Here is a 12,849-nt window from a genome sequence, read left to right on the forward strand (position 1 = left end):
AATGGCCGATCTTTCCTCCCTGAAAGACCTCGCCCCTGCATCGGAAGCTTCTGCTCCCGTGCATGTTCGCAAGGTTGACACACTCGGCCGCTCCTACGCGACCGGCAAGCGCAAGAACGCCGTAGCCCGCGTATGGATCAAGGCTGGCTCTGGCAAGATCATCATCAACGGCCGTGACTACTCTGCGTATTTCGCACGTCCCGTCCTGCAGATGATCCTGCAGCAGCCACTCGTTGCAGCAGCACGCGCTGGCCAGTTCGACATCATCGCAACTGTTGCCGGTGGCGGTCTTTCCGGCCAGGCCGGTGCAGTTCGTCACGGTGTTTCCAAGGCTCTCACCTACTTCGAACCAGCCCTGCGCTCGGTTCTGAAGAAGGGTGGCTTCCTGACCCGCGACAGCCGTGTTGTTGAACGTAAGAAGTACGGTAAGGCCAAGGCTCGCCGTTCGTTCCAGTTCTCCAAGCGTTAATCTCTATCGGACTACGACATCTGGAAAGGCGGGGCTTCGGCTCCGCCTTTTTTATTGGATCAATTTCTACGGTCAGGCATTCAAAACGAGAGGGTGCGACCCCAACGAGGTTTAACGTCGTTACGGACGGAGAGCCGCGGCTTCTTTGGCCTCTGGCTCGTTTTCAAGCTCGTCCATGATACCATCGACAACCAATTCAGCACCCTTTTGCGTGTAGTGGCTCTTATCGGCTATGAAGGGTACGCTATCACGTCCGAGATAACACTGGTCGGAGCTAGCAGGTCCGCAGAAAATGGTTTCCGGTAGTACCTTTTTGATCTTGTCATCTGCGCCACCATTCAGAATGGCATAAGCCCGCGCTGTATCCTCCTTGAAACGCGCAACCGGATAGGCAAAATCCGGCGTGCTATCGCCCTTGATCATCATTGCCGCCATCAGCTCCGGCACTGGTTTGCTGAAACGCGGGGTTGGATATACGAGAACAACACGCTTTCCGGCTTGCTCGAGTTTCTCAACAGTACGTTTCAGCCTGTCTGCCAAGACCGGAACGGTAATCTCTGCGCCCTCCAATTCCACACCATCTACCGACATGTGGGATGCATTGAAGAAATTGACCCATGATGCCGCCAGGACGACGACTTCGACTTTGCTTGCCAAAAGATAATCCAGAGCGCGCCGATTGAACTCCATGCAATTGACGGCTTGATCGTTTCGCGAAGTCCAGACATCGGCAATGGGAGCGCAAAAACCGTGCGTAAGTTGGACCAATCCGACATTGCGTTTCTTCAACTCTTTTAGCAGAGCCGGTGAGATTGCAGCGGAAATCGAGTCACCCCAGATCGCATAGGTCTTGTGCGCTACGCCTGTATCGAAAGAGCATTTCTTATCGGGGAGTGATGGAAGGCCATCCTTGGACTGGAACAGGCACGCATCGCTCCAGATGGCCGTGTCCATGAAGTTGGCAACCTTGGGATCCACTCGGAACGGCAAACCCTCCTGCGCACCCCAACTGCCAAAACCGACCGCCACCGAGAGGCTGAGAGCCAACGACATTGCAATTCTGCGGCCGCTGGCCTGAGCGTGCCGAAACGGCTGCTCGACAAAGCGCCAGCTTACGGCTGCAAGGAGGAGCACGAGGACAATCAGGCCGGACATCATCAATTGGGTTGGCGGCTCAAGGCTCCAAATCCTCGCAAAGGCGAAAACGGGTTGATGCCAGAGATATGCGCTGAAACTTATGCGGCCGATCCACACAAGTGGTGCCAAGGACAGGATTCGCCCGACGACCCCTGCTTGATGGGAAAACAGGATAACAAGGACGGTTCCACCAACCGGTAGCAAGGCGGCAAGAGATGGAATGCGGGTGGAGGACTCAAACAGGAAGATCGCACAAGCAATGAGTATCAGCCCGAGCGCTGCCAGAAAACCATTTGGCCGACGCACTCTGTCCATCAGGTAAAATGCACAGAGAGAGCCAGCCAGAATTTCCCAGGCTCGCGTCGGCAACAGGTAATAGTTCGCCGAAGGGAACCACCAAGACCCAATCTCGCTTGTAATAAGGCTCGTGGCCGCCAGCACTGCTACTGTGATGAAAATAGTCCGCGTCTTCAGTCCAAAGAGAAAAAGCAATGGGAAGAGAAGGTAAAACTGCTCCTCAACTCCAAGGCTCCAAGTGTGCAGAAGCGGCACCTCTGCAGCATCGGCTGCAAAATAGTCCGTTTTTTTGAGAAAATAAAAATTCGATACGGAGAGCGCCGACAGCATCAGGCTCTTTGAAAAAGCTTCGTAAGCTCCGGGAAGCAGCAAGAACCACGCCATTGCGGCAGAACAGGCCAGCACGAAAAACAAGGCTGGCAGGATGCGCTTGACACGACGCTGATAAAATCGAGCGAGTGAAAAATCGCTTCGGCGATAGTCTTCGAGAATGATGCTGGTGATCAGATAACCGCTCAACACGAAGAACACATCGACCCCGATGAAGCCTCCGCCAAAAAGGGCGATGTTCGCGTGCGAAAAAATAACAGCAAGGACAGCGAGCGCGCGCAGCCCATCAATATCGGAGCGATAATTCATCAATAAAAACCAAAAATACAACCAATAGCGATTAAAAATACAACCATTTAAGAAGCCATCTATAATGGGTTGAATGCCGCGTAAAGGCCGCAGCGGTTTTGAAAGTGCGAATTCAGCATTAAACTCTGTCAATCGGCATGAGCAGACAAATCGTCATTCCCCAAGCTCATTGCCGGGGCAACTTGAGCCATGTATATGCTTAGGCGCGTGCCTCACAGCTGGTGAAAGCGAGTTGACAGATTGAGTCACGTGCCTGGCACATTGAATCCGCCTACAATTGTAACCTATTGAAAGTTCAGGATAAGGACATGACAGCGAAAATCTTCATCGATGGCGAACATGGCACGACAGGCTTGCAGATTCGCACACGCCTCGCTGATCGCCGCGATATCGAACTGCTGTCCATTCCGGAAGCAGAACGCCGGAATGCGGCGATGCGAGAGGATATGCTGAACAATGCAGACATCTCGATTCTCTGCCTGCCGGACGACGCCTCCAGAGAAGCCGTGCAGATGGTATCGGGCAACAACAAGGTCCGCATCATCGATACGTCGACGGCATACCGGGTTGATCCCGAATGGACCTATGGCTTTGCCGAGATGGATGGAACGCAGGCCGAAAAAGTGCGGTCCGCGCGTTTCGTTTCGAACCCCGGCTGCTACCCAACGGGTGCAATTGGCCTGATCCGCCCGCTTCGTGCCGCTGGCATTCTGCCGGATGGCTATCCCGTCAGCGTCAACGCCGTGTCGGGTTACACCGGCGGCGGCAAACAGATGATCGCGCAGATGGAAGACCAGAGCCGCGACGACGCTATCGCCGCCAACAATTTTCTCTATGGCCTGACACTCAAGCACAAGCATGTGCCCGAGATGAGAATTCACGGCCAGTTGGATCGCTCCCCGCTGTTCTCGCCCTCCGTCGGCCGCTTTGCGCAGGGCATGATTGTTCAGGTGCCCCTGTTTTTGAGCGACCTGAAAGAGGGCACGAGCAATGAGAGCATTCACGCTGCCCTCACTGCCCACTATGCCGGTCAGAACATCGTTAAGGTCGTGCCGCTTGAAGACAGCAAGTCGATCACGCGGATCGATGCCGAAGAACTCGTCAATCAGGACACGATGAAGCTTTTTGTGTTTGGAAGCTCAGAACACATCAACCTCGTCGCGGTTCTTGATAATCTTGGCAAAGGCGCATCCGGCGCAGCGGTCCAGAACATGGAACTGATGCTGTCAGCATGATCGACGCCTTGGCTTGAAATGCCATAGACCGGAATTTGGAAAGGCGGTGGAGCATCTCCACCGCCTTTTTCTATGATCACAATGAGGGGCCTACAGGCCATTCTGTCAGCGATGGCCACCCAATGACGGAAATCAGCTTTGTGACACAGCCGTTGCGTCGGCAGGATATTCCCCGACGAAACCGCGCCAATGCGCGATTGCGAAAGCGAGGACCAGAAGCGCCATGCCCTGATGGGCAAGAGCCACGTGAATGTTCACGTGCATCAGCAATGTCGTGATGCCGAGCGCCGCCTGAAGACAGATCAAGACAAAGAACAACACCGAACGACGGGCGTGGGGCGTGCTGGGGTTCGCGCGCAGCAGTGAAATCATATGCCAGAGCGTTGCCGCGAGGAGACCGTAGGCGCCGAGACGATGCACGAACTGCACGGTTTTCGGGTTTTCAAAGAGGTTGATCCACCATGGCTGTTGTAAGAAGAGATCGCCGGGAATCAGCGCGCCATCCATCAGCGGCCATGTGTTGTATGAAAGCCCGGCGTTCAAGCCTGCGACAAGGGCGCCAAGATAAATCTGGAACAGACAGAAGAAGGCCAGAAACGCGGCGAACTTCCTGCCCTGTCGCTGATGGGTGGCATCTGCCGAATGGAGCGAGAGACCACGCAAGATCCACATACAGGCTGCGAAAATCAGGCAGGCAATCGTCAAATGCGTTGCCAACCGGTACTGTGAGACGTCAGTCCGGTTGACCAGACCGGATGAAACCATCCACCAGCCGATGAAGCCCTGAAAGCCACCCAGAGCGAGCAGACCCAGCAGAGGCATTTTCAAACGCTTTTCGATGCGCCCGGTAAGCCAGAAATAGGCCAGTGGCAGCCCGAAGATCAGCCCGATTGCCCGGGCCAATAGCCGGTGCGCCCATTCCCACCAGAAGATGGTCTTGAACTCGTCCAGCGACATGCCCTTGTTGATTTCCTGATACTGGGGAATGCGCTTGTAAAGCTGGAATTCCTCTTCCCATTCAGCCACGGAAAGCGGCGGAATGGCACCGTGGATCGGCTTCCATTCAGTGATGGAAAGACCAGACTCTGTCAGTCGCGTCGCGCCACCGACCAGCACCAGACAGAAAAGCGTAAACAGCACCACACGCAGCCAGATGCGCAAAAGATGACGGTCTTTCGCCTGCTTGTTCAAAGCGTCCGAGTGCCGCTGCTCGACAGTAATTTCTGATGTGGCCACCGTGTTTGCCCGCATGTATTGACACTCCACAAGTCTTTAAGGTGGTTTGCAACAACACACCGTGCAAAACAAGCCCTCAGCCCCCTGCTCCACGGCAATAAGCTTTACGGCATTGGGTCGCGCCTGTATAAGAAACCTTAGACATTAACGCGAACGGAAGACGGCATGCCCCAGCGACTCAGGTCATTTATCGGCACCATCATCATCATCTGTCTGGTAATCGCCTATGCGGTGGTCGCAACAAGCTTCGCAACAGCCGCCCTATCCACCCAACCCTGGTGGGTGCATCTAAGCTATTTCATGGCAACAGGCCTGCTCTGGATTGTGCCAGCGATGTTCATCATCCGCTGGATGGCTGGGCCTAAGCCACAAAAGTAACTCTCACTCTGCTGCGAGATCAGCGGACTGAATTCCACCGATGACCATGACATCGGCATAGCCGTGTGATTGCAGTTCGAGCTGTATCTCTGCTTTTGCGGAAGCGTCCGATCCCGGAAGGGACAGGATGACTTCAGCATCAATGTATTTCAGCAAGGTCGCGACGCCTGCAATGTCAGCGGCACCGAACTCCAGCAACACGGTGTCGTAGCTATCCGAGAGCGCATTCAGGATCATGGTCAGCCTCTCGATGAGCCTTATGGCGCTACGCGGCTGAGCGACACCCTGCGGCACTATATGTGCGCTTGAAAGGCGGTCGTGATGGATGGCTTCGCCAAATGCCGTATCTCCGAACAAGAGATCTGAAATCCCTGAGAGATCCGGCTCCTGAGACATGAGCTTCGTTGGGCAGCCGGAGGCAGTCATATCGACCAGCACGACGGATTGACCGAGCTCGGAAATGGATCTCGCCAGCATTACGCTTGCGGTAGAGCCATCATCCCCACTGGGTGAAAGCAGGGCAACAATCGGCTTTGCACCCCGCATGGAAAGAAAATCGGCTACGTCGTTGACCGAGAGGTTGCGACGTATTTGCGGAGCGTCATCAAACTCACCTGCGTGAGGGGCATTTTCGTTCACATTCATTCTCGGTTTTTTGAGCGCAGTGTTTCAATTCGGATCATCGGGAACTCTAGTTGCATCCGGTAACACAAGCGTTAAGGCGACGCCTCAGGACTATGAAACAGGACAAAATCGAAAAGGAAATTCTTTTGTTTACTGTGTGTTAACCATAACGCCCCGATAACTGCGTCATGACATTTCCTTCGGAGCATGATTGCGGATGACATTCGCTGCCCCACCCTTGATATCGGCGCTGATCGTTGCTGTAGCAGCAACTCTCGCCGGCTGCTCGGCTTATAAGCCGGCACCGCGCGCCTTTAATGAGGCAGCGCTTGCTCCCTATCGTCTTGACAGTGGTGACCGCTTGCGTGTCAACGTTTTCGATCAGGCCGGGCTAACGAACACCTACACAGTCGACCAGGCTGGTTACGTAGCGTTCCCTCTCGTGGGGCAGGTTTCTGCTCGCGGCAAAACCGTCTCGCAGCTTGAATCCGGCATTGCGCAGAAGCTGCAGCAGGGCTTCCTGAAAAATCCTGACGTCACGATCGAGATCGACCGCTACCGCCCGGTATTCGTCATGGGTGAAGTCGGCAGGCCGGGCCAGTACTCCTATGTACCCGGCATGACAGCGCAGAATGCCATCGCCGTTGCGGGCGGCTTCACATCCAGGGCCAACCAGAGTGACGTCGATATAACTCGAAAAATCAATGCCAATGTCATGACAGGCAGAATCATCATATCTGGACCAGTCATCGCCGGAGACACCATCTACGTTCGCGAACGATTCTTTTGAGCCGTACCCCTCCATCCCACGGTACAGGCGCTCTACCTCAAGAGGAATTGAGACCAAGTTTGTAGCCAGGAACCAGCACGCCAAGCGCGTCGTTTCCAAATGGCCCACAGTTGCGGGTAAACAGGTATTGCGTATCCCGCGCCCTATATTTGCGGATGGACAGTTAAGCTGTTCATCCGCAATAAAAAATAGTCATCGAGATTACTAAGCGGCTATTTAGACATCTGAGATTGATGTAGGCATACAAAATAAAGTGTGTTTCTAAGCATTTTTTAGGAAGTTATTTTTACTCTCTTCTCCAGTCGAGAATGCGGAATGATGAAATGAGCGATTTAGGAGGCGAGAACACCCCGATTGATCTGGATGCTTTGCGCAAGAAGCTGACTGGAAACAGCCAGGAAGCGCCGGCACAGGAACGCCAGCAGGTTCAGCTCAATCCCGTTGCTCTCCAGGTTGCAAACCAGCTTCGTGCAGTGAGCCATTCCCCCAATATCGTCATCGGTCAGCTGCGGCTGTTCGATTTTGCTATTCTGACGGCTCTGGGAATCTTTATCACCGCATTCGATGCTCCAGCGACATTCGGTTTGCAGATAGCGCTCGTTTCCATTTGCATCTGGAACAGTCTGTGCTGCACCATCCTGCTACAAATTGCGGATACCTACCAGCTACCCATGCTGCGACGCTCCATCGGCACGATGCCGCGCGTTCAAATTGCCCTCCTCGCTTCATTTTTGCTGACAGCTCTGGTGATAATCGCAACATTGCCGGCGGAGGATTACAGCTGGCAGACACTATGGCTGTGGTACGGCACGAGCGTCGCCTTTCTACTGATTGAGCGGATCATCGTCGGGTTGATGATGCGCCACTGGGGCCGAAATGGCGTCATGGAACGGCGCGCTGTCATCGTTGGTGGCGGCCAGGCGGCAAAAGACCTTATCCGCTCACTCGAACAGCACGATAATGACATTCGCATCTGCGGTATCTTTGATGACCGTAAAAGCGCGCGGTCGCCAGATGTTGTCGCTGGCTATCCCAAGCTAGGCACCTTTGCCGAGCTCGTCGAATTCGCCCGCCTGACGAAGCTCGACATGCTGATCATTTCGATCCCCATGAGTGCCGAAGGGCGCATACTTGAGCTCATTCGCCAGCTTTGGGTTTTGCCGGTCGATATTCGCATAGCCGCGCATGCCAACAAGCTACGTTTCCGCCCTCGCTCCTATTCACACATCGGCAGCGTGCCGATGCTTGATGTCATGGACAAGCCGCTCCGCGACTGGGACGCGGTTGCCAAGCGGGTCTTTGACATTGTTTTCAGTCTTATCTGCATCTCCCTGCTGTGGCCTTTGATGCTAGGCGCTGCAATCGCGGTAAAAACGACATCCAAAGGTCCCGTTCTGTTCAAGCAGAAACGGCATGGCTTCAACAACGAGACGATCAATGTCTGGAAGTTTAGGTCAATGTATACCGAAATGAGCGATCCGACGGCCAAGAAGGCCGTCACGAAGAACGATCCTCGCGTAACACCGGTCGGCAGATTTCTGCGCAAGTCGTCTATGGACGAACTGCCGCAAATGTTCAACGTTCTTGCGGGCGATCTGTCTCTGGTTGGACCACGACCACACGCTGTACATGCGCAGACTGGCGACCTGAAATACACCGAAGTTGTCGAGCACTATTTTGCGCGCCACAAAGTCAAGCCGGGCGTGACGGGATGGGCGCAAATCAATGGCTGGCGCGGTGAAATCGACCACGGCGACAAGATCAAGAATCGCACAGCTCATGACCTTTACTACATCGAGAACTGGTCTCTGTGGCTTGATCTCAAGATATTAGTGCTAACGCCGATCCGCCTGCTCAAATCCGAAAACGCCTACTGATTGGCGTGGAACCTCTTGTCATTCCAGACGTTTGCACCTGGCAAATTTGTGCACAGGAAAAACACATGACAAGAACCAACAATCTTTACCTCATCATTGGCGCGCTGATCATCGCCGTTGTAGGCCTCGGAATTTACGCCTGGAATGAAGAGACAAAACCAAAGGGCATCGAGATGAACATTGGGCCCGGCGGAGTCTCCGTACAAGAAAACTGATTGACTCCAGTTTCGCGCATGTTGACGAATTTAGACCGGTTTGTGTCAGTTTTTTAAACGACAAAGCCGGTCTTTTCATGAGAAGAGCCCACGTAAATGCTCGCTTATGGGAAGCGGTGGCCAGAGCGCAGATGAATGCGCCAGCCTGAAATAGGAAAATGCCAGCAATGGTTTCGGCTCTTGGAACTCACCTGAAACTTTCTTCTACGCAACTTGCATTAAAAGTCATCGCGCAGCATGAAGCTCAGATCGACATCGGCCTGGAGTACCCCTCCTCCGCAAAAAGCCCTGAAAAGATCTTGCTGGATGCCACTGTGACCGCCAAAGCGCGGGTTGAGATCAGGGCCAATTCCACCAGATCGGATGACGATATCGCTGGCGGCGTTTTCATGACGAGCCTCAAGACATGGATTGTAGAAACCTCATGTGACGCCGCCAGCGCCGCTCAGGGCAAGGCTATGTCTGCAGCTCTCACGTCCGGGACATTGAAGGTGTGCGACCCCGTTGAGGGCATCGTCGTGACCGCGTGGGATGTGGAGGGCGAAAGGCCCGTACACGTCAAACGATCTCAAATTACGCCGGCAGGCTGGAGCCTGTTTCTGAAGCAGCACGTCAAGCGCGAAGATGGCGTTGGTTACGTGAAAGACGCAGATGGCGGGTATGTGGATGTGATGTCTGGCGAAAGTGCCTATTTTGGCGCTGTCGGCAGCAAATTCTACTACCTGACCTGGCCTCGGCTCATCAGCAATATTTAAAAAGAAAATCGGGAGACCCGTCGCTGTCCCACCCAGCAAATGACGGGTCTCAACCTTTTACCCCTCCAGTCAGGGCAAGTAGAGAGAACCACAGTCTAAGAATTATGGCAAGATCGCGGCAGTCTATTTGTCTAATAAATATTCACCCTGCCCGAATAATAGCTCAATCCGGTTTCGCGCGGCATCCGACGGCAATCTGAGCGTTTTGTCATCGGTTTCTACAGCTGTTTTTTCGACCACGGCAATTTTCCCCTTGCGCATGAAGAGGCATCTATATAAACGCCTTTCCTGTGTCGGAGCGTAGCGCAGCCCGGTAGCGCACTTGACTGGGGGTCAAGGGGTCGTGGGTTCGAATCCCGCCGCTCCGACCATTATCTTAGAGGCATCCCCCGTGCCTCAACTTCCCAAGATCCAGATATTCTAAATGCAAGGTGCACCTTGCATCTATCCCTATTGTCGAAGCGCTCAATGGCCGATCAGATGACCTGCTTCGTCGCATTTGCGATGATGGGTGCGGGTTTCATGGTCTCAATGACTTCCCAGCTGCGGTCCATGGCATAGGCCGATGAAAAATAGGGAATGCTGAGGTGACCGAAGCGAATCGAGAGTTGATGCTCTGCTGTGTCTTCGTCCAAACCGGCAACGCGGTTGACGTAGATCGCTGACGCCAGCCCCGTACGATCGGCTCCGGACTTGCAGTGGATGAGGATCGGCTTCGGCGCGTCGCGCATGATCTGGATGAGTTGCGCCACTCGCCCCGGCGTCAGCTCCTTTCGGGCAGACATTCCGAAATCCACATGCTGAACCCCAAGTTGCTCCGCCGATGCCACTTCACTGCGATACCACTCGGATCCATCATTCTGGCCGCGCAGATTGATAATGGTCTTGATGCCATTGGCCTTCACATAGGTCGCAAGCTGGTCCTGCGAAAGCTGGCTGGAGCGATAAAGCTGCCCGGGGATGACTTCATGGAAGTTTCCGGAAAGCTGGAGCGCCCCAATGTAGAGCAGAAAAGCGCATGATAGGGCAACCAGAACCAAAACACCGCGAAATACCAAACTGCGCATCATCATCATCATTCCCGTTTTTCTTTCGAGAACGTGGCCTTGAATACTGACACTAAGCTGAATGCGATGACAGGGCGCGAGCGGCCATTTAGCTCAGCCTGAACATGTCACCGGACGAGGACATAAGTCGCGTAGATGGCAATTAGCACACCGGCGGCGATAGCCGTGATGATTCCCAGGCGTTTTTCGATGAAATGGCGGATGGGTTCGCCATATCGCTGCAGCAAGCCTGCGAGAATGAAAAACCTTGCAGCGCGGGTCACGACGGCAGCGGCAATGAACACGCCGAGATTGATATTTGCGGCACCGGAGAGAATCGTCACCACCTTTATTGGTGGCAGATGGGCAAGACCAGACGTTACAAGTAGCAGCAGGATTGTCTGGTCATCGACGGAGGCCTTCAAATGCTCGAAGCTGTCCAGCTTGCCATAAAATTCCAGCACAGGCCTCGCGATGCTTTCAAACGCATAGTGCCCCAGATACCACCCGCCGATACCACCCAGAACGGAAGCGACGGTGGCCACCAGTGCATAGACCATGGCCCGCCTCGGCTTGGCCAAGACCATGGGAATGAAAAGGATATCGGCTGGCACGAGAAAGACAGAGCTTTCTACGAACGCAATAAGGGCCAGCCACCATATGGCCGTCTTGCGGGCAGCCAGCGCCATTGTCCGCGCATAAAGTTCTCTCAGCATTCCGCACCTCACCTACTGGCCCATCCAGCTTAAGGTTTAAAATGCTTCATGCGAGGCAATATTGCGGCGGCGGAATGGTTTTTCTTGCATCGCAACATTCCAATCACCCCAGAACTGCGGCCATTTCGTAACTTTATGGTGCACTGCAACTATAAATCAATTTATACTAGTAAATTTTGATGGATTCCATTATATTCGTAATGGGACAAATGGAGGAGGAAATGAGTATGGACTATGTTGGCTTCGTTACTTCGCTAAATCCGTTTATCATTGGCATTCTGTTTCTGGTTCTCGCGGCTGGCGCCTACAGTTCCTGGGTTTCTCACTGAGGTTAGACCCGGCTGTAATGTATCAGGCACATCAAGAGTTCTAGCTTACATGGGTTTGCCATAGGCACGTCGTTTTACGAGTGTTATCTATCCCGCATCAAACATGTTTCGGGATAGAGTATGACGAGCAAAACGACATTCGCAGACACATCGGAGAGCCTGAGCGCGGTTCTCCAAAAACTGATCGATAATCTGAAAGGCGCAACGATTACCTTGCGGGAGCTAATGGAGGCCATTGGCGAGCAAGGTTTGCTCCTGATGTGTGCCATCGCTTCTCTGCCATTTCTGATTCCGGTATCGATTCCCGGTGTAAGTACTGTTTTTGGTGCGGCAATTGTGATGATCAGCCTGGCGATCACGCTTAACCGGATGCCATGGCTGCCAAAACGCATTCTTGACAAGCAGATGGAAACTGAAAGGCTTCGCCCTGCCCTTCAGAAGGGGGTTGGGATCGTTTCCAAGCTGGACCGCTATATGCGCCCTCGCCTGCCCGCCTTCACCACTGGCGCAGTTATGGCGCGCGTTAATGGCCTTGCCATCATGTCTGCAGGAATCTTGCTTATGATGCCGCTGGGCTTCGTGCCGTTTTCCAACACTCTGCCCGGAGTCGCCATTTTGCTTTTCTCAGCAGGAATGATCCAGCGCGATGGCGCGACGGTGCTGGGCGGCTATCTCTTCCTCATTCTGACGACCATCTACTTCGCCATATTGGGCTATGCCGCGTTCTGGGCAGGCCAGGGCATCACCAACTCCCTCACGGGCGCGTAATGCCTTCCCGGCGCGCTTCACGGGCGCGCCGGCGACGTGCCCACCAGACAGCCAATCTTCGGCGCTGACGGCGTACAAAGGGCAGATCCTGCGAAAGGACGAGAAGCCCCAGCGGGACCATCCAGAAGCCCAGCACGGGCAGGAAGCCCAACAAGCCACAAATAATGAGCAAAACGCCAATAACGATGCGCCCGACTCGCGAGCGAGGCATCGGCATGCTCCATTTTCCCACATGAAGACGCCCCGTTTGGGGGTGAAGACCGAAAGTCATCGCGCTAAACCCCTTTCAGGAACATCCGCCAAAAACTTTTTTATTGCTAACATGCCCGGAAACGTGG

At 54.0% G+C, this 12,849-nt stretch carries 14 protein-coding genes and 1 tRNA gene; 9 read left to right on the forward strand and 6 right to left on the reverse strand.

Annotated features, from left to right (window positions below; genetic code table 11):
- Position 1: 1 nt before the first annotated feature.
- Positions 2–469 carry a 30S ribosomal protein S9 gene (gene rpsI, locus IFT53_RS22410; RefSeq protein WP_192066595.1) on the forward strand — a complete coding sequence of 156 codons (468 nt, stop codon included), beginning with the start codon at positions 2–4 and terminating at the stop codon, positions 467–469.
- A gap of 120 nt (positions 470–589) precedes the next feature.
- Here the strand turns inward: rpsI and IFT53_RS22415 are convergent, their stop codons facing one another.
- On the reverse strand, positions 590–2,674 hold the full coding sequence (locus IFT53_RS22415) for an acyltransferase family protein (RefSeq protein WP_192066597.1): 2,085 nt from the start codon (positions 2,672–2,674) through the stop codon (positions 590–592).
- A 176-nt stretch (positions 2,675–2,850) separates the two neighbouring features.
- Between IFT53_RS22415 and argC the strand changes: the two genes are divergently transcribed.
- Positions 2,851–3,777 carry an N-acetyl-gamma-glutamyl-phosphate reductase gene (gene argC, locus IFT53_RS22420; RefSeq protein WP_192066598.1) on the forward strand — a complete coding sequence of 309 codons (927 nt, stop codon included), beginning with the start codon at positions 2,851–2,853 and terminating at the stop codon, positions 3,775–3,777.
- A 132-nt stretch (positions 3,778–3,909) separates the two neighbouring features.
- On the opposite strand, the gene IFT53_RS22425 is transcribed toward argC, so the two are convergent.
- Complete coding sequence (locus tag IFT53_RS22425) at positions 3,910–5,028, reverse strand: COX15/CtaA family protein (protein WP_192066600.1); 1,119 nt, start codon at positions 5,026–5,028, stop codon at positions 3,910–3,912.
- A 150-nt stretch (positions 5,029–5,178) separates the two neighbouring features.
- Here IFT53_RS22425 and IFT53_RS22430 point away from each other — a divergent pair, with 150 nt between their 5' ends.
- Complete coding sequence (locus IFT53_RS22430) at positions 5,179–5,391, forward strand: DUF2842 domain-containing protein (RefSeq protein WP_042618492.1); 213 nt, start codon at positions 5,179–5,181, stop codon at positions 5,389–5,391.
- A 3-nt stretch (positions 5,392–5,394) separates the two neighbouring features.
- Here IFT53_RS22430 and IFT53_RS22435 read toward each other — a convergent pair whose 3' ends face one another.
- The gene (locus IFT53_RS22435) at positions 5,395–6,036 is read right to left on the reverse strand and encodes a tyrosine-protein kinase family protein (RefSeq protein ID WP_192066602.1); all 642 of its coding nucleotides are present in this window, start codon (positions 6,034–6,036) and stop codon (positions 5,395–5,397) included.
- Positions 6,037–6,232: 196 nt separating this feature from the next.
- Between IFT53_RS22435 and IFT53_RS22440 the strand changes: the two genes are divergently transcribed.
- From IFT53_RS22440 to IFT53_RS22460, 5 genes are all read left to right on the forward strand, one after another.
- The gene (locus tag IFT53_RS22440) at positions 6,233–6,805 is read left to right on the forward strand and encodes a polysaccharide biosynthesis/export family protein (protein WP_192066604.1); all 573 of its coding nucleotides are present in this window, start codon (positions 6,233–6,235) and stop codon (positions 6,803–6,805) included.
- A 323-nt stretch (positions 6,806–7,128) separates the two neighbouring features.
- Positions 7,129–8,682 (forward strand): undecaprenyl-phosphate glucose phosphotransferase, encoded by a 1,554-nt coding sequence (locus IFT53_RS22445; RefSeq protein ID WP_192066605.1) that lies wholly within the window; start codon positions 7,129–7,131, stop codon positions 8,680–8,682.
- Between the two features lie 65 nt (positions 8,683–8,747).
- Complete coding sequence (locus IFT53_RS22450) at positions 8,748–8,897, forward strand: hypothetical protein (protein WP_192066607.1); 150 nt, start codon at positions 8,748–8,750, stop codon at positions 8,895–8,897.
- A 167-nt stretch (positions 8,898–9,064) separates the two neighbouring features.
- Complete coding sequence (locus IFT53_RS22455; RefSeq protein WP_192066609.1) at positions 9,065–9,652, forward strand: hypothetical protein; 588 nt, start codon at positions 9,065–9,067, stop codon at positions 9,650–9,652.
- Between the two features lie 294 nt (positions 9,653–9,946).
- Positions 9,947–10,023 (forward strand) — tRNA-Pro (locus tag IFT53_RS22460).
- A 105-nt stretch (positions 10,024–10,128) separates the two neighbouring features.
- On the opposite strand, the gene IFT53_RS22465 is transcribed toward IFT53_RS22460, so the two are convergent.
- Positions 10,129–10,725 (reverse strand): dual specificity protein phosphatase family protein, encoded by a 597-nt coding sequence (locus IFT53_RS22465; RefSeq protein WP_446737712.1) that lies wholly within the window; start codon positions 10,723–10,725, stop codon positions 10,129–10,131.
- A 101-nt stretch (positions 10,726–10,826) separates the two neighbouring features.
- A complete protein-coding gene (locus IFT53_RS22470; RefSeq protein WP_192066611.1) occupies positions 10,827–11,414 on the reverse strand; it encodes a YqaA family protein in 588 nt (195 codons plus the stop codon).
- Positions 11,415–11,863: 449 nt separating this feature from the next.
- On the opposite strand from IFT53_RS22470, the gene IFT53_RS22475 reads away from it, so the two are divergent.
- Positions 11,864–12,511, forward strand: a complete 648-nt coding sequence (locus tag IFT53_RS22475) for an exopolysaccharide biosynthesis protein (protein ID WP_042618498.1) — start codon at positions 11,864–11,866, stop codon at positions 12,509–12,511.
- Here the strand turns inward: IFT53_RS22475 and IFT53_RS22480 are convergent.
- Complete coding sequence (locus IFT53_RS22480; RefSeq protein ID WP_192066612.1) at positions 12,498–12,782, reverse strand: hypothetical protein; 285 nt, start codon at positions 12,780–12,782, stop codon at positions 12,498–12,500. The two genes, IFT53_RS22475 and IFT53_RS22480, sit on opposite strands and share 14 nt — an antisense overlap.
- Positions 12,783–12,849 lie beyond the last annotated feature (67 nt).

The sequence above is a fragment of the Rhizobium sp. CFBP 13644 genome, assembly GCF_014842165.1.
Taxonomy (GTDB): domain Bacteria; phylum Pseudomonadota; class Alphaproteobacteria; order Rhizobiales; family Rhizobiaceae; genus Agrobacterium; species Agrobacterium tumefaciens_C.

Bases quoted from the DNA above. Each gene is read 5' to 3' on its own strand.
- IFT53_RS22455 (WP_192066609.1), top strand. From the start codon at position 9,065: ATGGTTTCGGCTCTTGGAACTCACCTGAAACTTTCTTCTACGCAACTT.
- IFT53_RS22470 (WP_192066611.1), bottom strand. From the start codon at position 11,414: ATGCTGAGAGAACTTTATGCGCGGACAATGGCGCTGGCTGCCCGCAAG.
- IFT53_RS22440 (WP_192066604.1), top strand. From the start codon at position 6,233: ATGACATTCGCTGCCCCACCCTTGATATCGGCGCTGATCGTTGCTGTA.
- rpsI (WP_192066595.1), top strand. From the start codon at position 2: ATGGCCGATCTTTCCTCCCTGAAAGACCTCGCCCCTGCATCGGAAGCT.
- IFT53_RS22450 (WP_192066607.1), top strand. From the start codon at position 8,748: ATGACAAGAACCAACAATCTTTACCTCATCATTGGCGCGCTGATCATC.
- IFT53_RS22480 (WP_192066612.1), bottom strand. From the start codon at position 12,782: ATGACTTTCGGTCTTCACCCCCAAACGGGGCGTCTTCATGTGGGAAAA.
- IFT53_RS22465 (WP_446737712.1), bottom strand. From the start codon at position 10,725: ATGATGATGCGCAGTTTGGTATTTCGCGGTGTTTTGGTTCTGGTTGCC.
- IFT53_RS22435 (WP_192066602.1), bottom strand. From the start codon at position 6,036: ATGAATGTGAACGAAAATGCCCCTCACGCAGGTGAGTTTGATGACGCT.
- IFT53_RS22445 (WP_192066605.1), top strand. From the start codon at position 7,129: ATGAGCGATTTAGGAGGCGAGAACACCCCGATTGATCTGGATGCTTTG.
- IFT53_RS22425 (WP_192066600.1), bottom strand. From the start codon at position 5,028: ATGCGGGCAAACACGGTGGCCACATCAGAAATTACTGTCGAGCAGCGG.
- argC (WP_192066598.1), top strand. From the start codon at position 2,851: ATGACAGCGAAAATCTTCATCGATGGCGAACATGGCACGACAGGCTTG.
- IFT53_RS22430 (WP_042618492.1), top strand. From the start codon at position 5,179: ATGCCCCAGCGACTCAGGTCATTTATCGGCACCATCATCATCATCTGT.
- IFT53_RS22475 (WP_042618498.1), top strand. From the start codon at position 11,864: ATGACGAGCAAAACGACATTCGCAGACACATCGGAGAGCCTGAGCGCG.